Origin of the sequence: Vibrio sp. 10N.286.48.F5 (assembly GCF_041469785.1) — a bacterium.
GTDB lineage: Bacteria > Pseudomonadota > Gammaproteobacteria > Enterobacterales > Vibrionaceae > Vibrio > Vibrio crassostreae_C.
This window is the reverse complement of record NZ_JBFRLG010000013.1, coordinates 112,654-130,458: the sequence shown is the minus strand read 5'-3', so window position 1 is coordinate 130,458 and position 17,805 is coordinate 112,654. Positions and strand designations below refer to the sequence as shown.

Here is a 17,805-nt window from a genome sequence, read left to right as displayed (position 1 = left end):
AATGAAAATTCTTATTGCTAGTTCCTACTATCATGCTCGAAATAGTGTACGTCCTGAAGCCGAAATGTTTATAGAAATGGTAAAGCAAGGTCATGAGGTCACAGTTCTTACCCAAGGCGATGCAGAATACGCTCAACGGTTTCAAGAAAATGGCGTAAGAGTTGTTGATGCCTACCCAAATAAAAAGATTTGTATAAAGACTATCAAAGCTTATAAAAAAGAACTTAATAATAAAAGCTATGACATCTTTTATGCATTTAACTCCAAAACAATCCCAAACGCGGCGTTTGCGTGTATTGGCACAAAAACAAAATTAATCACATATCGCGGGACTACAGGTGGTCTGTATCGCCATGATCCTTCAGCCTATCTTACTCACCTGCACCCAAAAGTCAGCGGCGTTGTTTGTGTATCAAAAGCTGTTGCTAACGACGTCAAGAAGAGAGTTTGGTGCAATAAAGACAATGTAGTCACCATCTACAAAGGTCATGAACTAGACTGGTACACTGTTCAAGCAAATAAACCGGAAGAATTTGGCTTAGATTCCAATAAAGTCGTTGCTGTGTGCGCTGCTCATGTAAGACCCAGTAAAGGAATTGATGTTCTAATCAGAGCTACACACTTTGTAGATAATCCCGACTTCCATCTTCTTTTGATTGGCAGTGGCTACGAACCTTATTTCGAAATGGCCAAAGAAAGCCCTATGTCGGAAAGAATACACTTCATTGGTCACAGAAAAGATGTGCCATCTATAATGGCAATGGCTGACTTTCAAATCCAGCCATCAATCAGTGGAGAAGGCCTTCCAAGAACGATAGTTGAAGCCATGGCTAATGGGACACCATCCATCGTAACGACAACTGGTGGCTCCCCAGAACTTATTGAAGAAAACGAAACTGGCTACATTGTTCCCGTAAAAAACGCCCAGTTATTAGGTGATTCTATAAACAATATGGCGAAGAATAAAGAACATTGCGCGGAGATGGGACGTAAAGCAAAAATCAGACTTCAACGCTACTTTTCGTCATCAGAAACAGTAAAACAGCATATTAATTTTTTTGAAAAACTAACTAAGAAATAATTTAATACTAAAAGGGCAGGAAAATGAGTTAACCTGCCCTAACGATTTAGTTTTGATCTTTGATAATTTTACTTATCACTTCTTTTTGAATTTCGACTATCGCATTGAGTTGTGCCAAAGAGCTCAATTGGTAATTGCTCTTGTCATTGGCTAAAACTTTAAGCTTCAATTGTAAATTTTTCATATCGTCATTAGAGGCCAGTTTGTACACAGTCACGAGTGACAGCCACTTTCTCGATGAAGATTTAAATAATTTAGCTACATTTCTCTTAAACGTATTTTCTAACAATTTACCAATGGGCATCTTATTAACACTCATAAAAGGTAAGTCGTGTAATATTAGCTCTACATCCATAGATTCAGCAAAGTCATACCACTTTTCATCGTCAAATGCCGGGGAGAAACGAACTCCTTTCCAAGGGATGCGAAGTGCGTCCGCAATAATTGCACCGTGCATGGCCTCAGTCACAACGGACTCACACTCTTGAAGAGCCAACAAAAAAGTCTCGACCGGTTGTTTTGCTGTAATGTATGTTAAACCTATCTTCTGGCAAACTTTATCCCAATCGATAAAATCTTCACTACGATGATGAGGTATAAATCCAATCTTCCCTTTTTGTATTTCCGCTTTAGGGAAGTCAACTTCACGAAGGAGATAAGCACCATCTCCAACCACCAGTTCGGGTTTTAACCCTAATTTTTTTGCCGTCCTAGGCCCTCTTACACCATAAACAGTACACTTGTCAGATAACTTGGGGACGTTCCACTCCCATGCACCTGATGAGAAAATAATAACTTCGTCCGCACCTGAAAGAGTTTTATTTAATCGCTTCTCCGTCAAAATCGTCCCTATGCCTAAAAAATAACGAGAGCTATCTTCTACAATCAAGTCACCAAACAGTTGTGGCCATAGCCAAGGGTTAAGATCATCCCCTACATTGTAAGTATCTGACAGGCAGTACTCTAATTTAAAAGCCACTGGTTAGCTCCTTTCTTTTTCAATAAGCCATAAGCCAACATATTTATTGAAATTCACCTGAGCGTAAGTCATAGCCATAATGAAACCGACACTACCATCCATAAAGCCACGGCGAATGATATACACAAGGAAGAACGTCCATATTGCACGTAATAAAGCTAAAAATAAGCCGTGTGATTTCTTACCTTTGCGATGGTACTTTTGCGATCCAAGCCAAGCGTACTGCGCTGCTTTGTCTAAACCATGACCATAATCGCGATGGGTGTAATGAAGAAGAAACCCCTTCAGTACACCTGTAGAACCTTGCTCAGGAACGACGGTCTCGTGAACCTCGTCTAACGTATATCGAGAGCCTTCTCTCTTAAACAGTCTTAATACTGCACGAGCACTGCGGCCATGTTTTAGAGTCGTGCCATAAAGAGTCACTCCCCAAGGCAGTTTGTACGCAGTGTGTTTGATTTGATCTTGTTTTAATAGTTCAACAAGAGCGTCGCTCATCTCTTTATCGAGAGCTTCGTCAGCATCAATTGATAGCACCCAATCACATGTCGCTTTATCTAGCGCTCGCTGTTTTTGCTTACCAAAGCCAGGCCAATCTGTGATTGTCACGTTATCTGTATATTTTTGGCATATCTCAACGGTTGCGTCCGTTGATCCGCTGTCTAACACAATTAGCTCATCGGCAATATCAACCACAGATTTTAGGCAAGTTTCAATTCGGTCTTCTTCATTCTTGGTAATAACAATGACAGACAGGGTATGTTTTCTCATTATTCAGCCCTAGAATTTCCAATAGTTTAATGATTTACGGATTTTAAAGTTACGAATCCAATTTTTTGGTTTTTTATCCTGCCAACCGCTTTCTAACACATCCGTAATAGCACTCAGAACTCTCGCTGAGGATTGACCGTCCAAATATGGCGTTATTGACGGACCATAATTAGCAATGGCTTTATCTCTTGTTTCATCAGGCAGCATAGCTTGTTGAATTGCTGATTCTAACTGCTCTGCTTGGGTAATATTGATGAAGCTCGCTTGAGGCTCTCGGTTATTTACCGTAACAACCGGCTTATTGAGCAACAAAAACTCCTGAAAGATCGATGAGTTGTCACATACCATCACATCAGCACGATGCTGCATTTCAATCACTCGATCATTGTCGAAGAACAGAAGGTTGTCCCCTTCCAACGCCTGGTATTTTTCTCGTGTCTCTTGCTTCATTTTAGGATGCAATGTGACTAACCATTGCCACTGGCTCAGTTTGCTTAGGCGCTTAAGCTCTTCATAAACCAATTCAGCACAGGATAAACTTGGCGAAAAAGTGGAAGCGAATAGAATTTGAGGTCTTTCAAAATACTTGTCACTGGTTTGATAATTAAACAAGCTATCGAGCTTCAGCCACCCGGTCTCTTTAACTTGAAAATAGCCGCGCTGCTTAGCTAGCGGCTCAAGCGAGCTTGTTCTTTCATGGCCTTCGGTGCAATACAAATCAAATAGACCACGTTCAGGGTATAAGTTCCCACGTTTGCTCTCGTTCAAACCATGAAATACTTGTACCTTCAACCCTGGAATAAACGCTGGAACACGATCACCGGGCACTAGAACGGCAGAAGGATTAAAAGCAATAGCTTCTGTCAAAGAGACGCTCTGCTCTTGATCCAGTAAAAGATGTTCAGAAGCGTCTTCACCAACAAGCAACCACTTAACCTCATGGCCGAGTTGCTTCGCGTAATCATAGAATGGGCGAAGAATAGCAAATGAATAATTTTGCTCGACATAGAGCAAGAAACGATAGGTTTGATCGGTTTGCATAAGCGATGAGATAAAATTCACCATGTCCGTTTGAAAGCGCAACTAAGCATTTAATTATAACGCTCTTTACTTTCGAGATTGAAGAAAATACTCTTCTGAATATTGATTTTGCCTTCTGGTGTCACTGTTCTTATGCTTATACGACTTATATACACTCTTATATTGTCATTAGCTTCTCCGCTACTGCTGTATGGGCTTTATAAGAGCAAACCTGGAAAGCCAAGTTTTGGTCAGCGTTGGAAAGAACATTTCGGGATCACACCGCAAACTCAAGGTAAGAATCCTATCTGGATTCACGCAGTATCGGTTGGTGAATCGATTGCCGCCGTACCGATCATAAAGCAACTGAAGCGACGCAATCCAAACCAAGCCATTATCGTTACCACCACAACCAGCACGGGTGCAGAGCAGATAGAAAAACTCGGTGATTTGGTCGAACATCGCTACATGCCGATTGATTTTTCTTGGTGTGTACGAGGCTTCCTTAAATCAGTAAAACCAAAGCAAATGTTGATTATGGAAACAGAGCTTTGGCCAAACACGTTACATTGCGTCGCGAAAGCTGGGATTCCTATTTCAGTACTCAACGCTCGCCTATCTGAGCGCTCGTGCCAGCGCTATGCTAAATTCCAATCCGTCTTTAACCTTCTAGCGAAAAACCTTTCTCAAGTACTCTGCCAATACCCAAGTGATGCTGAGCGTTTTATACGATTAGGGTTAGATAAAGCATCGGTGCATGTGACAGGCTCAATCAAGTTTGATATTGAAGTCTCTTCTGAACAAGTAGAAAAAGGTAAAGCTTTGAGGGATCAAGTCGGCTTTAATCGTGATGTCTGGATTGCTGCGAGTACCCACCAAGGTGAAGATGAAATTGTTTTAGATGCTCATAAACAGCTCCTTAAAGACAATCCAAATACCTTGCTGATGATTGTGCCTCGTCACCCTGAACGATTCAGCCAAGTGACGGAACTGGCTAAACAGCAAGAATTCAACACCATCACTCGAACAAGTCAACAACCTATCGCCTCTGATGTTGAAGTGTATATTGCTGATACGATGGGAGAAATGTTGACCTTACTCGGTGGTGCTGATGTGTGTTTTATGGGAGGAAGCCTTGTAGGCGATAAGGTAGGTGGCCACAATCTTCTAGAACCAGCAGCCCTACAACTACCTTTATTGAATGGTCCTAGCTACTTTAACTTCAGCGAGATCTCAGACAAGCTACTGGAAGCCAATGCCGTGGTTATATGTCAAGATAGCCAAGATATCGCAGGCCAACTCCAACGACTGTTCAAACAATCAGAGCTGCGCAAAACTAAAGGCTTAGCGGCTTATCAAGTAGTTGAGCAGAACCGAGGGGCGTTGGATAAAACCTTGGAATACATTCTTAGCTAACAACTATTTGACCTAATTAGCCTTGGTAGCCCTTTAACATCGGCTCCCAATCCGACTCTTGCCATTGAATCTGGCGCTTGTTCACTTCTTTTAAGAACGAGCGCTTTAAGCGATTCAAGTTGCCTTCTTTCCAGTCATCACCCGCTTGCTGACCACACTTATCAAAGTCAATAATCCACACCCTTTGCGAGTCATCAAGCAGGATATTATGAATGTTGAGATCGGTATGATTAACCCCAGCATCGTGCATCTTGCGTACCTCTTGGCCAATTCGACGATAAACATCCGCATCTATCGGGCCATTGACCAAGACATAAACCAGATCTTTGGCATTGGGAATTCGTTCAGACATTAAGTCCGCTCGATAAAGTAGTCCGCTTTTAATGGCTCTAGCAGCAATAGGCTTCGGTACATTCACACCTGCGTTTGCCAATATCTTTAGGACATTAAGCTCCATAGCGCAGCGAGTACTCTCCCAATCAGAGAAACGATATTGGTCTTCGACTAGCTTCCCAAACAATCCGCCACGGCGATAATGGCGCAATGCGGCCTGTATTCCATCAAGCTGAATGAACCATGTGGTACCGCGTCCTTGAGCACTGCCTGAAATGGCGTCTTGTTGCTGCCAATATTCAGCCTCAAAAATCTGAGCAATATCGCCCTCTGGTACCTGAGCCAAAAGTTCAGGGTCGTACCAAATTGTTTGGTTCTTGGTGCTAATCGTTTCCATCTATGAGGCCTTTGGGTCGCTTTTCGTCATTGCTATTTTACAACTAATGCGAGTATCTGCATAATTCTGATGTTATTCACTTTTTTCGGGCACTTTATGTCACTGTTCTCAACTGCACCTCAATCTCTTTGCATACTTCGCCTCTCCGCGATTGGCGATGTTTGTCATGCTATTTCTGTGGTTCAAGCCATCCAGAAGCAGTGGCCTGAAACGAAAATCACTTGGATAACGGGCAAAATAGAAGCCATGCTGATCGGCGATCTACCCGGTATTGAGGTGATTGTTTTCGATAAGAAACAAGGCTTCAAAGGAATGCGTGAATTATGGCGTCAGCTATCTGATCGTAAATTTGATGCACTTCTGCATATGCAAGCCGCACTCAGAGCCAGCGTGCTATCTTGGGGAATAAAGGCGAAGTGCAAAGTGGGATTTGGCAAAAACCGTACTCGTGAAATGCAGTCACTCTTTACCAACCACCATCTACCTATTTCAGATAAGTTTCATGTGTTGGATAACTTTGCCGAATTTGCTCGCTACATTGGTGCCCCCTTCGATAAGCCTCAATGGGATATCCCTTTAACACCTGAAGATGAACAACTCGCAATTAGCACCATGGCAGACAAGCCGACCTTGGTTATCTCCCCAGCTGCAAGCAAAGATTCACGCAATTGGTTAACTGAGCGATATGCAGCTATTGCTGATTATGCTGTCGAACAAGGCATGCAAGTGGTGTTATGTGGTTCTCCGGCACCAAGAGAAGTTAACCTTGGTAGCGACATCGAAAAATTATGCCAGTCGCCAGTAACCAACTTGATTGGCAAAACGAACTTGAAGCAACTGACTGCCGTACTGAAACATGCAACGGTGGTATTGGCACCTGATACTGGCCCAGCCCACTTGGCAACTACGCAGTCAACGCCTGTAATCGGCTTGTACGCACACAGCGACCCTCGTAGAACAGGACCTTACAACGATCTCGATATCGTAGTGAGTGTTTATCAACAGCACGTAGAAGCACAACAAGGTAAACCAGTCGCAGACCTTCCATGGGGAACCCGTGCTAAAGGCGATGGCCTGATGAAAGACATCACACTCGATATGGTAAAGCAGCAACTCGATAAGGCCTTAAACTCTAGTAAAGCACCGAATTCGAACACTACATTAAGCAAGGACAGCTAAAATGAGCACACACGTTATTTATCCAGGAACTTTTGATCCGGTGACCAATGGCCACCTTGATATCATTGTTCGTGCCGCTAGCATGTTTGACCATATCACTGTTGGAGTAGCAGCGAGCCCAAGTAAAAAAACCATGTTTGAGTTAGATGAACGTGTAGAGTTGTTACGTGATGCGGTGTCTCACTTACCTAACGTATCTGTAGAGGGATTCTCAGGGTTACTAGTCGACTTTGCTAAACAGCAGCAAGCAAACGTATTAGTACGTGGTCTAAGAACAACCATGGACTTTGAGTACGAGTTTGGTCTCACTAGCATGTATCGTAAGCTCTTACCTGGCCTTGAAAGCGTATTTCTGACCCCTTCAGAAGAGTATGCTTTCCTCTCTTCAACCATTGTTCGTGAAGTCGCTATACACGGAGGGGATATTAGCCAGTTTGTACCACAAAAGGTGGCAGCCGAGATAAAGCTGAAGACTGCCAAGTAATTCTCTTTACCTACACCGAAAAAAATAGCGCTCATTGAGCGCTATTTTTTGAGACAGATAAATTCATTTAGACCCCTACATATTAGCTCTGACACTGCAGAACCTATGAATCAGATAATGCGAACCCCGAACACTCTTGAGGTTCGTCACAACCATAACCTCTAACAAAGCGAACAATCATTACAAAAAGCCAAACGAGTGATAACATAATTTCTTGTGAATAAATACATCAATATAGCTTTATGAAATCATACTGTATTACCTTAAAAGCAAACCATTGTAGGCAAAAATCAACAGCTAACGCCCTTAAGGATGCTCAGGTTGATTTTGAGTTTTTTATCGGAGTGGATGCACGAACCGATGAACATCCTCTACTAACAAGAATTCACGATAGAGCTTTTTTACACAATATGGGTAGACCGCATGCAATTGGGGAAGTGGGGTGTTATGCAAGCCATTATCTTATTTGGCAAAAATGCATAGAGTTAAATGAACCCATTTTAGTCTTCGAAGATCATGCCGATATTGATATCGATATATTTCGCAATACTTTGACTATCGCCGAGCAGCATATTGAGCAGTGTGGTTTTATTCGCTTACAAGACAGTAAGAATAGACTACATTATTCAGTTGATAAGTACGATACACAGCATCTTGTAAAGTATTTGAAAGTTCCTCAAGGAACCGCCTGCTATGCTATATCTCCCAAAGCGGCACAAGCTTTCATCGAACAAAGTTCAACTTTTAATTATCCAGTTGATGTATTCTTAAGGAATACTTGGATTCATAAGCACCCCATGTTTGGTGTTTCTTCTGCTGGATTACAGCGTAGTAAACGGCCGTCAATTATCGGTAGTCGTAAACATAAAGGTAGAAAAGACTATTCTGTCGCCTTTATGAAGATTGTGAACAAAATAAAGAGTATGGCACTTAATCTATCAACAAACCTTTATCACCTTGCAGTACTAGATAAAGAGTTCAGACCAAAATTCTAGGTCTAAGAAAAGTACACTCACATTAAATTGCCCCCTCTCTTTATACTTATACCTAAAAAGCAATCATGCGATTACCTATAAAAATAGCGCTCATTGAGCGCTATTTTTTATTCAAAGCTATCAATTACTACAGCGAGTAATAGGCTTTATACCAATCCGCGAAAGCTTTCGCGCCTTCTTGGATCTTCACTTGAGGTTTATAGCCAACCGCTTCAAACAAATCTTCCGTATCAGCGTAAGTCGCGTACACATCACCAGGCTGCATTGGCATGAAGTTCTTTTTCGCTTCAACACCTAGAGCACCTTCTAATGCTTCGATGTAGTCCATTAATTTAACCGGGCTGCCATGACCGATGTTAAACACGCGATACGGAGCAGAACTGGTTGCTGGTGACCCTTGCTCAACGGTCCAATCTGGTTGCTTGGCTGGTATACGATCTTGAACACGAATAATACCTTCAACGATATCATCGATATAAGTGAAGTCACGCATCATGTCGCCGTTGTTATAAATGTCGATTTCTTTGCCCGCTACGATTAGATTCGCAAACTTGAACATCGCCATATCAGGGCGACTCCAAGGGCCGTAAACCGTAAAGAAGCGAAGACCTGTCGTTGGTACGTCGTATAAATGAGAATAGGTATGCGCCATCAACTCATTCGACTTCTTAGTCGCGGCGTACAGTGAAATCGGGTGATCAACACTGTCTGCTGTATGGAATGGCATTTTTTGATTCAAGCCATAAACGGAACTCGATGAAGCATAAACGAGGTGTTCAACCTTATTATGGCGACAACCTTCAAGAATAGCTAAGTGACCGACAAGGTTGCTATCGGCATACGCCATTGGGTTATCAATTGAGTAACGAACGCCAGCTTGCGCTGCTAAATGAATCACACGGTCAAATTTTTGCTCAGCAAACAGCTTCGCCATGCCCTCTCTATCAGCAAGATCCAGCTCAATAAAGGTCAGGTTTTCATGTTCGATACGTTTAAGGCGGTCATGCTTTAAAGAGACTTCGTAGTAGTCATTCAAGTTATCAATACCGACAACCTCATGGCCTGCTGCGCATAGTCGCTCTGACACTGCAGATCCGATAAAACCGGCAACGCCAGTTACTAAATATTTCATTCTACTATTCTCAATTCATATCATTAATGTAATTGTAGCGACTAGCACTTATATCTACTAGCAGTAAAAAGTGAACGCGCGTTCAGTTTTTTTATACTTGGCACTCTTCGCAAAAAAACGTATTTCTTTGCCCTATTTTCAATTCTTGAATCAGAGCTTCACAGCTTGGGCACTTTTCACCCGCTTTCCCATACACTTGCAGCTCTTGGGCGAAATACCCCGGTTTGCCATCTGCTTGTGCGAAATCTTTTAGCGTAGTACCACCTTGTTTAATGGCGGTGGCGAGCACTTGTTTGATCTCTTTGGTCAACAAGACCCACTCTTGTTTTGTCACTTTGCTTGCAGGGCGCAAAGGGCTAATACGTGAAGCAAATAGCGCTTCATTGGCATAGATATTACCCACACCAACCACCACTTTGTTGTCCATGATGAACTGCTTGACGGCCACTTTACGCTTTTCTGCTTTCTCAGCAATGTAGTCAGCGTTGAAGTCATCGGTTAGTGGTTCAGGGCCAGAACCGAGTAACACAGGGTGTGTTTCGTCGGGAGCAGACCACAGCCAAGCGCCAAAACGACGTGGATCGTTGTAGCGTAGTACTTTTCCATTAGTGAGCTTAAGATCCACGTGATCGTGCTTTGCTGCTGGGAAGTCAGCATCTAATACGCGTAGTGAGCCAGACATACCAAGGTGAACAATGGCAGTGCCAGTATCCGTTTCAATCAATAGGTACTTTGCACGGCGCGAGATAGAGCGAATCACCTGCCCTTCTAATGCTTTTAACTCTTGTGGGATATCCCAACGCAGCTTAGGCGTGCGAAAAGTAAGGGTTTTAATGGTCTCGCCAACTAAATGAGGCGAGATCCCCATACGGCTTACTTCGACTTCGGGTAATTCAGGCATAGTTAGTCGTCCGATTTAGAGGAGTGGTTAGCGTTAAAGCTTGGAAACAGGTAGCTCTCTTCAATAGACACCGCCAACCACTGATCATTCCAGTTTTTTAACAACCAGAACTCAGGCAATTGATAATAGGTAATACGCTGGGGCTCTTCTTGGTCTTGATACCATACTTCGATGGTGTGTGGTGTATTTAACCGAGGCGTAAGGTCTGTGTAGGTCTGTGAGTCGACTTCCGTGCCCACAAGCTCTTTCCAACGTTGTGACAGCTCTTGTGCATTGGTGGCTTGAGGAAAGTCAGTATCTTCGAACTGGTAAACCCATTGATTATCTTGTTGAATGACAGACCACTTAGCAAAGTGTAACGCTTGAAGCTTTGCTGTTGGGTTCAGGAGATAAGGATAAGGGCTATCAACCTGCGGTTCAGGCTCGATAAGGTACGCTTTGATCAATGTTGGAAGGTTTAACACGCCAATAAAAGCGATCACACTGAACATGAGTATGTTGTTCCACCGGCGTCCACGATATCTCATCTGATTCTGCTCATCTAACCTATTGAACATTCAGTATATCGTGAAAGTGGCAATACTTTCTATGTTGTACAGATTTCTATCTATCAGAGGCTATATCAAGCAAGAATAATTGAGTTCCTCAAATTGTAGATATAAAAAAACCCAGCGATTAAACTGGGTTTTTCAATTCTTTCTTCTACTGAAGAAGAGCAAAAAAAGCATCAATTACTTGATTTTAGCTTCTTTGTACATAACGTGTTGGCGAACTACTGGATCAAACTTTTTGATCTCAAATTTGCCTGGCATGTTACGCTTGTTCTTATCAGTTGTGTAGAAGTGACCAGTACCTGCAGAAGATACTAGACGAATTTTCTCACGAATGCCTTTAGCCATTGCTTAATTCCTCTTAAACGTTTTCGCCACGTGCACGGATATCAACAAGAACAGCATCGATGCCTTTCTTATCAATGATACGCATGCCTTTAGCAGTTAGACGTAGTTTAACAAAACGTTTTTCGCTCTCTACCCAGAAACGATGAGTTTGTAGGTTCGGCAGAAAACGGCGCTTAGTAGCATTGCGTGCGTGTGAACGGTTGTTACCCGTTACTGGACGCTTACCAGTTACTTGGCATACTCGGGACATGAATGTCTTCTCCAATCGTTTCAGCTCGATATCAACCTTGGTGGCCGAACCTCTCTATCAATTAAAATAGAAGGTAAAAACCGTTATGGAAAATCCATACAAGGCTATCAAAGGTCGCGCATTATACTAACTTGACACGCATTGCTCAAGACCCGAACAGATCCTTTTTACGGATTTCGTGATCTTTTTTTGTGCAGCGCAGCTTGCTTGAGTAATCAGAGCTGATTTTAGGTCTAAAAATGTGGCCGGAATAATAGCAGATTTAACGCAACTAACAACCTAAAATGTGATTCAAATCCATCCACGCTCTGCAAAAGAGACAACTTCACCATCTCCAACGACAAAATGGTCGAGAACTCGGATGTCCACCAGCGCTAATGCGTCGGTTAATCGGCGTGTAATCCGCCTATCCGCTTGGCTGGGCTCAGCAACACCTGAAGGATGGTTATGAGCTAAGATTAATGCCGCCGCATTATGATGAAGTGCCCGTTTAACCACTTCCCGCGGGTAAACCGATGCGGCATCGATGGTTCCTTCAAACATCACCTCGTCCTTTATTACCCTATTTTGGTTATCGAGGAACAATATATAGAAGGCTTCTCGCTGGCGATCACGCAACATGCTCGAAAGATAAAGCTTAGTATGGCTAGGGCTCGTAAGCGCATCTCCACGAGATAAAGTCTCTGCTAGATAACGCTGCGTCATCTCTAATACAGCCTGCAATTGAACATACTTGGCCTGCCCCATCCCTTTATGAGCACAAAACTCTTCCTGTGTTGCTGAAAAAAGATGACGGAGTGAGCCAAAGTCTTTGATCAACTTGTCAGCGAGTTCCAACACGTTCATTCCTTGTGTCCCTGTTCGCAGGAATATCGCGAGCAGTTCAGCATCACTCAAAGAATCAGGCCCTCTATTTAACAACTTTTCTCTCGGCATCGATTCGGCAGGTATTTTATCTATTGGCATATAAAGACAATCATTGGTCATGAACACAACCCATCACCTTAATGAGATCGTAATCAGAGATCCTTCGATAGAGATCAAAGGAAACGAGACACTAACAAAATCGTGTAATTGATAAGTTTGATAACACCAACTTGATGAGCGTCAAATCTGTTCTAATTCTGCTTCTAGGCACTAATCCTTTGTTCTGATATCGTAAGTCCCAGAGAAATTAAGGAACAGAATCATGCAAACATTGGTTAATCAACTGGATAACGCTGACCTACAAGGCCTAGCTGGGAAAAAAATCCTACTTGGCATTAGTGGTGGTATCGCTGCGTATAAATGTGCCGAACTGACTCGACGCTTAATTGAGCGTGGGGCGCAAGTACAAGTCGTGATGACAAATGCAGCCAAGGAGTTCATCACTCCTCTCACCATGCAAGCCGTCTCTGGAAGGCCGGTGTCTGATAGTTTGCTTGATCCTGCTGCTGAGGCTTCCATGGGGCACATCGAGCTCGCAAAGTGGGCTGACTTGGTATTACTAGCGCCAGCAACCGCAGACCTGATTGCTCGTATGACAGCGGGCATGGGTAACGACCTACTGACCACTTTGGTTTTAGCAACCGATGCGCCAGTTGCGGTATCTCCGGCAATGAACCAACAAATGTACAGCCACCCTGCGACTCAAGAGAACATTGCGACACTAAAACGTCGTGGTTGTGAAGTTTGGGGGCCAGCGGCTGGCGAGCAAGCGTGTGGTGATGTCGGTATGGGTCGTATGTTAGAGCCAATGCAGCTCGTGCATCGCTGTGAAGACTTCTTCCAACCTAAGCCACTTGCTGGCCGTTCTGTGCTTATTACTGCAGGCCCGACTCGTGAAGCGATTGACCCGGTGCGTTACATTACCAACCACAGCTCGGGCAAGATGGGCTATGCTCTGGCTGAAGCGGCAGCGAAACAAGGCGCAACAGTAACTCTAGTCAGCGGCCCTGTATCACTCGCGACACCAAATAAGGTTAATCGTATCGATGTCGACAGCGCTCAACAGATGTTTGATGCGGTTGCAGCAAACGCTTCTCAACATGATATTTTCATCAGCTGCGCTGCGGTTGCCGATTATCGCCCTGAGACCATCGCAGACCAAAAGCTTAAAAAGGTCGACGGTAAAGACGACATGACCATTCAAATGGTTAAAAACCCAGATATTGTCGCTTCTGTCGCTTCAATGACCGAAGGTCGCCCATTTACTGTCGGCTTCGCAGCAGAAACTCAAGATGTTGAGAAGTACGCACGCGGTAAACTGGAAAGAAAGAACCTCGATATGATCTGCGCCAACGACGTCTCAGTTGAAGGCCAAGGCTTCAATAGCAGTAGCAATGAGCTGCACCTTTATTGGAAAGGCGGCGATAAATCTCTGCCACTGGAAAGCAAAGACACACTTGGTTTCCAGATCCTCGATCAGATCCAACAGCTTATTAATGTATAAACGCACAAATTTGCTCTGATAATCTGCTGACACCTCTCGATTCTGTTGACCTAGGGCTTACAAAACTAGGAAACAGAATTGAATGGTGTTTATAATCCTTCTTCACTCAATCCTCATCTTTAGGAAAGGAAGTAAATAGATGGCTGGTGCTCGAAAATCAAACCGTCGTGAAGAAATCCTACAAGCTCTCGCACAAATGTTGGAATCGACCGAAGGTGCTTCTCGTATCACAACGGTAAAGTTGGCCAAGCAAGTGGGTGTTTCTGAAGCTGCGTTATACCGCCACTTCCCAAGCAAAGCCCGCATGTTTGAAGGCCTGATCGAGTTCATTGAAGAAGCGTTGATGTCTCGAATCAACCGTATTCTGGATGAAGAGAAAGACACGCTAGAGCGCATACGCCTAGTACTACAACTTATCTTAGTTTTCTCAGAACGTAACCCAGGCCTGACTCGAATTTTATCTGGTCATGCTCTAATGTTTGAAAATGAACGCCTGCGTGATCGCATCAACCAACTTTTCGAACGCATTGAGACGCAACTTCGCCAGATCCTGCGTGAAAGAAAGCTTCGTGAAGGGAAATCATTCCCGGTTGATGAGAAAATCTTAGCCGCTCAACTGCTCGGTCAAGTTGAAGGCAGCTTGAATCGATTTGTTCGCTCAGACTTCAAATATCAACCAACAGAAAACTTTGATGCTTATTGGGCACTGCTAAGCGCTCAGATTAAGTAGCAATCAAATTAAGTGGCAATCAAATCTTAAGTGATGGTTATGACGACGAAAACTTCTTCAGCAAACGGCACAGCACAACACGTGATTACTAAGCCGCCTTTTACTCTAGCTCTACTTCACCCTAAATATTGGGGTGTATGGTTTGGTTTTGGGTTATTGGCGCTTATTGTTAACGTTCTCCCTTATCGCCTCTTACTGCTGTTAGGCCGATCGTTAGGCTCTTTGGGTGCTCGCTATGGTAAAAAGCGCGTCGCGGTAGCAACACGTAACTTGGAGCTCGCCTTCCCAGACAAGCCAGCAGATGAAGTCGCGGCAATGGTCAGTGAGAACTTTAAGAACACAGGTATGGCACTCATCGAAACCGGCATTACCTGGTTTTGGCCTACGTGGCGCTTCAAGCGCATCCTAGTAGATAAAGACACCCAAACACTGCGTACGCACAAAGCTAACGGTAAAGGTGTTCTTCTATGCTGTGTGCATGCCTTAAATCTAGAGATCACTGCGCGAGCAATGGCTGTTCTCGGTATTTCAGGTTTAGGTGTTTATCGCCCGCACAACAATCCGGCTTATGAATTCATTCAATACCGTGGTCGTACTCAAAACGGCAACCGCCTGATTCACCGTAAAGACGTGAAGCGTATGATTCGAATCCTGCGTCAGGGTGAGATCCTTTTCTACCTACCGGATCATGATTACGGTCGTAACAAGTCTGTGTTTGTGCCTTTCTTCGCTGTAGAAGATGCATGTACTACAACAGGCACTAGTATTCTGGCTTATACGAGCCGATGCGCACTTGTTCCGGGTTCTGGTTTTAGAAATGCCGATGGCAAGTATGAGATCATGGCCGATGAATCGATCGAAGATGACTATCCACAGAAAGATGAGAAAGCGGCTGCCGCCTACATGAACCGCTACCTTGAGAAGATTATCTTAAGAGCACCAGAACAGTGGATGTGGCTGCACAAGCGCTTTAAGACCATGGAAGACCCAGAAGTGGAGCGCGGCATTCGTTATAAATAATGAATACTGAATACTGAATACTGAACCAAAAGAAAAGGGGCTGATGAATCATCAGCCCCTTGTGCATTCTATAGTCTAATTACGAGTAGTATTAGATGCCGTATTGAGCGCGGTACGCTTTTACTGACTCTAGGTGTGCTGCGTCTGTGCCTTTCTCTTCAAGGAAAGTCACCAAGTCAGTCAGGCTAACGATTGAGATAATCGCACAACCGAAGTCACGCTCAACTTCTTGAATCGCAGACAGTTCGCCTTTGCCCTTCTCTTGACGGTCGATAGCAACAAGCACGCCCGCTAAATCAGCGCCATTTGCTTGGATGATTTCCATCGACTCACGAATCGCAGTACCTGCAGTGATCACGTCGTCCACTAACATGATGCGACCTTCAAGCGCGCTACCGACAAGGTTGCCACCTTCACCGTGGTTTTTCGCTTCTTTACGGTTGAAGCAGTAAGGCGTGTCTACATCGTGGTGATCCGCTAGTGCAACCGCTGTCGTCGTTGCAATTGGGATACCTTTGTATGCAGGACCAAATAGTACATCAAACTCAATGCCAGAATCAGCCAATGCTGCTGCGTAGAAGCGACCTAAGCGCGCTAGGTCACGACCTGTATTAAACAATCCAGCATTGAAGAAGTAAGGGCTCTTGCGGCCAGACTTTAAAGTAAACTCACCAAACTTAAGTACTTCTTTCTCTAGTGCAAATTCAATAAATTCACGTTGATATGCTTTCATGCTCATCCTCTATGTTTACTCAATAAAACTTAACTTACGCCCTGTACCACCCTTTCAGGTTTTACAGACAAAAAAATAGCCCCCAAATTGGGAGCTATTAAAAATGACTAGTCGGCCAACGCAGCTTTCTGCGCTTCGACGATATCGGCAATGCCCTTATTAGCCAGGGCTAAAAGCTGCATCAGCTCTTCGTGGCTGAACGGTTCGCCTTCTGCGGTACCTTGAATCTCAATCATCTTACCGTCTTCCGTCATTACAACGTTCATGTCGGTATCGGCTGCTGAGTCTTCAACGTACTCAAGGTCACACAGTGCTTGTGCACCAACGATGCCCACTGAAACTGCCGCTACGTGGCCTTTCATTGGGTTCTTTTTCAGTTTGCCGCTTGCTAGTAGGCTGTTGATAGCATCAGCCATTGCAACGCTTGCACCTGAGATAGAAGCAGTACGAGTACCGCCGTCTGCTTGGATAACATCACAATCGACAGTGATCATAATTTCACCCATTACTTTCAGGTCAACAACAGCACGTAGGCTACGAGCGATCAGACGTTGGATTTCCATCGTACGACCACCTTGCTTGCCGCTCGCCGCTTCACGACGGTTACGAGTGTGCGTTGCACGTGGCAGCATGCCGTATTCAGCCGTTACCCAACCCTTTCCTTGGCCTTTTAACCAACGCGGTACGTTTTCTTCTACCGTCGCATTACATAGAACTTTAGTGTTGCCGAACTCAACTAATACAGAACCTTCAGCATAAGCTGTGTAGTTACGAGTAATTTTAATTGGACGAATTTGATCTACAGCGCGGTCATTTGGACGCATTGGTATCTACCTTATTAACAGTCTGAAGTGATTTACTATCGAAAGAGTGCATCACCTAAGAAAGGGGTGAGACAGTTTTGATTGGGGCAAGATTATATAGCAGTTTATCGTGCAAATCTATTTACCGTTCAAAGCTATTTATCACGAAAGGCTATTTACAGTGAAAAGCGACAGGCTTCGAGAGCACACCATATCGTGATACTATGCGTGCGCGTTATTTTCAGAATGAT

General features: G+C 43.9%; 20 protein-coding genes. 8 read left to right on the top strand and 12 right to left on the bottom strand.

Annotated elements, in window-relative coordinates; genetic code table 11:
• Position 1: 1 nt before the first annotated feature.
• Positions 2-1,081, top strand: coding sequence for a glycosyltransferase family 4 protein (locus tag AB4185_RS10050; RefSeq protein WP_102332614.1), 1,080 nt, complete (start codon positions 2-4; stop codon positions 1,079-1,081).
• 46 nt (positions 1,082-1,127) lie between these two features.
• Here the strand turns inward: AB4185_RS10050 and AB4185_RS10045 are convergent, their stop codons facing one another.
• From AB4185_RS10045 to AB4185_RS10035, 3 genes are read right to left on the bottom strand one after another with little or no spacing between them, the layout of a single operon-like run.
• Complete coding sequence (locus AB4185_RS10045) at positions 1,128-2,060, bottom strand: polysaccharide pyruvyl transferase family protein (protein WP_372135395.1); 933 nt, start codon at positions 2,058-2,060, stop codon at positions 1,128-1,130.
• Positions 2,061-2,063: 3 nt separating this feature from the next.
• On the bottom strand, positions 2,064-2,831 hold the full coding sequence (locus tag AB4185_RS10040) for a glycosyltransferase family 2 protein (RefSeq protein WP_065100471.1): 768 nt from the start codon (positions 2,829-2,831) through the stop codon (positions 2,064-2,066).
• A gap of 9 nt (positions 2,832-2,840) precedes the next feature.
• Positions 2,841-3,872: a UDP-N-acetylglucosamine 2-epimerase gene (locus AB4185_RS10035; protein WP_372135419.1), complete on the bottom strand. Its 1,032-nt coding sequence runs from the start codon at positions 3,870-3,872 to the stop codon at positions 2,841-2,843.
• A gap of 132 nt (positions 3,873-4,004) precedes the next feature.
• Here AB4185_RS10035 and waaA point away from each other — a divergent pair, with 132 nt between their 5' ends.
• The gene (gene waaA, locus AB4185_RS10030) at positions 4,005-5,267 is read left to right on the top strand and encodes a lipid IV(A) 3-deoxy-D-manno-octulosonic acid transferase (protein WP_372135394.1); all 1,263 of its coding nucleotides are present in this window, start codon (positions 4,005-4,007) and stop codon (positions 5,265-5,267) included.
• Positions 5,268-5,283: 16 nt separating this feature from the next.
• Here the strand turns inward: waaA and AB4185_RS10025 are convergent, their stop codons facing one another.
• Positions 5,284-5,997 (bottom strand): 3-deoxy-D-manno-octulosonic acid kinase, encoded by a 714-nt coding sequence (locus AB4185_RS10025; RefSeq protein ID WP_372135393.1) that lies wholly within the window; start codon positions 5,995-5,997, stop codon positions 5,284-5,286.
• 96 nt (positions 5,998-6,093) lie between these two features.
• Here AB4185_RS10025 and AB4185_RS10020 point away from each other — a divergent pair, with 96 nt between their 5' ends.
• The 3 genes from AB4185_RS10020 to AB4185_RS10010 all read left to right on the top strand — a co-directional run bounded on the left by AB4185_RS10020 (position 6,094) and on the right by AB4185_RS10010 (position 8,655).
• Positions 6,094-7,176 (top strand): glycosyltransferase family 9 protein, encoded by a 1,083-nt coding sequence (locus tag AB4185_RS10020; protein WP_372135392.1) that lies wholly within the window; start codon positions 6,094-6,096, stop codon positions 7,174-7,176.
• Position 7,177: 1 nt separating this feature from the next.
• Positions 7,178-7,660 carry a pantetheine-phosphate adenylyltransferase gene (coaD, locus tag AB4185_RS10015; RefSeq protein ID WP_010433787.1) on the top strand — a complete coding sequence of 161 codons (483 nt, stop codon included), beginning with the start codon at positions 7,178-7,180 and terminating at the stop codon, positions 7,658-7,660.
• Positions 7,661-7,902: 242 nt separating this feature from the next.
• The gene (locus AB4185_RS10010) at positions 7,903-8,655 is read left to right on the top strand and encodes a glycosyltransferase family 25 protein (RefSeq protein ID WP_016792613.1); all 753 of its coding nucleotides are present in this window, start codon (positions 7,903-7,905) and stop codon (positions 8,653-8,655) included.
• Positions 8,656-8,782: 127 nt separating this feature from the next.
• Here AB4185_RS10010 and AB4185_RS10005 read toward each other — a convergent pair whose 3' ends face one another.
• The 6 genes from AB4185_RS10005 to radC form a co-directional block, all read right to left on the bottom strand.
• Positions 8,783-9,787, bottom strand: coding sequence for an NAD-dependent epimerase (locus AB4185_RS10005; RefSeq protein WP_010433784.1), 1,005 nt, complete (start codon positions 9,785-9,787; stop codon positions 8,783-8,785).
• Positions 9,788-9,878: 91 nt separating this feature from the next.
• Complete coding sequence (gene mutM / locus AB4185_RS10000; RefSeq protein WP_229648012.1) at positions 9,879-10,688, bottom strand: bifunctional DNA-formamidopyrimidine glycosylase/DNA-(apurinic or apyrimidinic site) lyase; 810 nt, start codon at positions 10,686-10,688, stop codon at positions 9,879-9,881.
• A 2-nt stretch (positions 10,689-10,690) separates the two neighbouring features.
• Positions 10,691-11,215 carry a hypothetical protein gene (locus AB4185_RS09995; RefSeq protein ID WP_032546317.1) on the bottom strand — a complete coding sequence of 175 codons (525 nt, stop codon included), beginning with the start codon at positions 11,213-11,215 and terminating at the stop codon, positions 10,691-10,693.
• 204 nt (positions 11,216-11,419) lie between these two features.
• A complete protein-coding gene (gene rpmG / locus AB4185_RS09990; RefSeq protein WP_002535344.1) occupies positions 11,420-11,587 on the bottom strand; it encodes a 50S ribosomal protein L33 in 168 nt (55 codons plus the stop codon).
• 13 nt (positions 11,588-11,600) lie between these two features.
• The gene (rpmB, locus tag AB4185_RS09985) at positions 11,601-11,837 is read right to left on the bottom strand and encodes a 50S ribosomal protein L28 (RefSeq protein WP_004728407.1); all 237 of its coding nucleotides are present in this window, start codon (positions 11,835-11,837) and stop codon (positions 11,601-11,603) included.
• A gap of 291 nt (positions 11,838-12,128) precedes the next feature.
• The gene (gene radC / locus AB4185_RS09980; protein WP_017071069.1) at positions 12,129-12,803 is read right to left on the bottom strand and encodes a DNA repair protein RadC; all 675 of its coding nucleotides are present in this window, start codon (positions 12,801-12,803) and stop codon (positions 12,129-12,131) included.
• A 223-nt stretch (positions 12,804-13,026) separates the two neighbouring features.
• On the opposite strand from radC, the gene coaBC reads away from it, so the two are divergent.
• The 3 genes from coaBC (at position 13,027) to lpxL (ending at position 16,018) form a co-directional block, all read left to right on the top strand.
• Positions 13,027-14,268 (top strand): bifunctional phosphopantothenoylcysteine decarboxylase/phosphopantothenate--cysteine ligase CoaBC, encoded by a 1,242-nt coding sequence (gene coaBC, locus AB4185_RS09975; protein WP_017059265.1) that lies wholly within the window; start codon positions 13,027-13,029, stop codon positions 14,266-14,268.
• Positions 14,269-14,407: 139 nt separating this feature from the next.
• Positions 14,408-14,998 (top strand): nucleoid occlusion factor SlmA, encoded by a 591-nt coding sequence (slmA, locus tag AB4185_RS09970; protein ID WP_017063086.1) that lies wholly within the window; start codon positions 14,408-14,410, stop codon positions 14,996-14,998.
• Positions 14,999-15,037: 39 nt separating this feature from the next.
• Positions 15,038-16,018 carry an LpxL/LpxP family Kdo(2)-lipid IV(A) lauroyl/palmitoleoyl acyltransferase gene (gene lpxL, locus AB4185_RS09965; protein WP_017063085.1) on the top strand — a complete coding sequence of 327 codons (981 nt, stop codon included), beginning with the start codon at positions 15,038-15,040 and terminating at the stop codon, positions 16,016-16,018.
• Between the two features lie 91 nt (positions 16,019-16,109).
• Here lpxL and pyrE read toward each other — a convergent pair whose 3' ends face one another.
• On the bottom strand, positions 16,110-16,751 hold the full coding sequence (gene pyrE, locus AB4185_RS09960; protein ID WP_017059267.1) for an orotate phosphoribosyltransferase: 642 nt from the start codon (positions 16,749-16,751) through the stop codon (positions 16,110-16,112).
• Between the two features lie 107 nt (positions 16,752-16,858).
• Positions 16,859-17,575: a ribonuclease PH gene (rph, locus tag AB4185_RS09955; RefSeq protein WP_009847983.1), complete on the bottom strand. Its 717-nt coding sequence runs from the start codon at positions 17,573-17,575 to the stop codon at positions 16,859-16,861.
• Positions 17,576-17,805 lie beyond the last annotated feature (230 nt).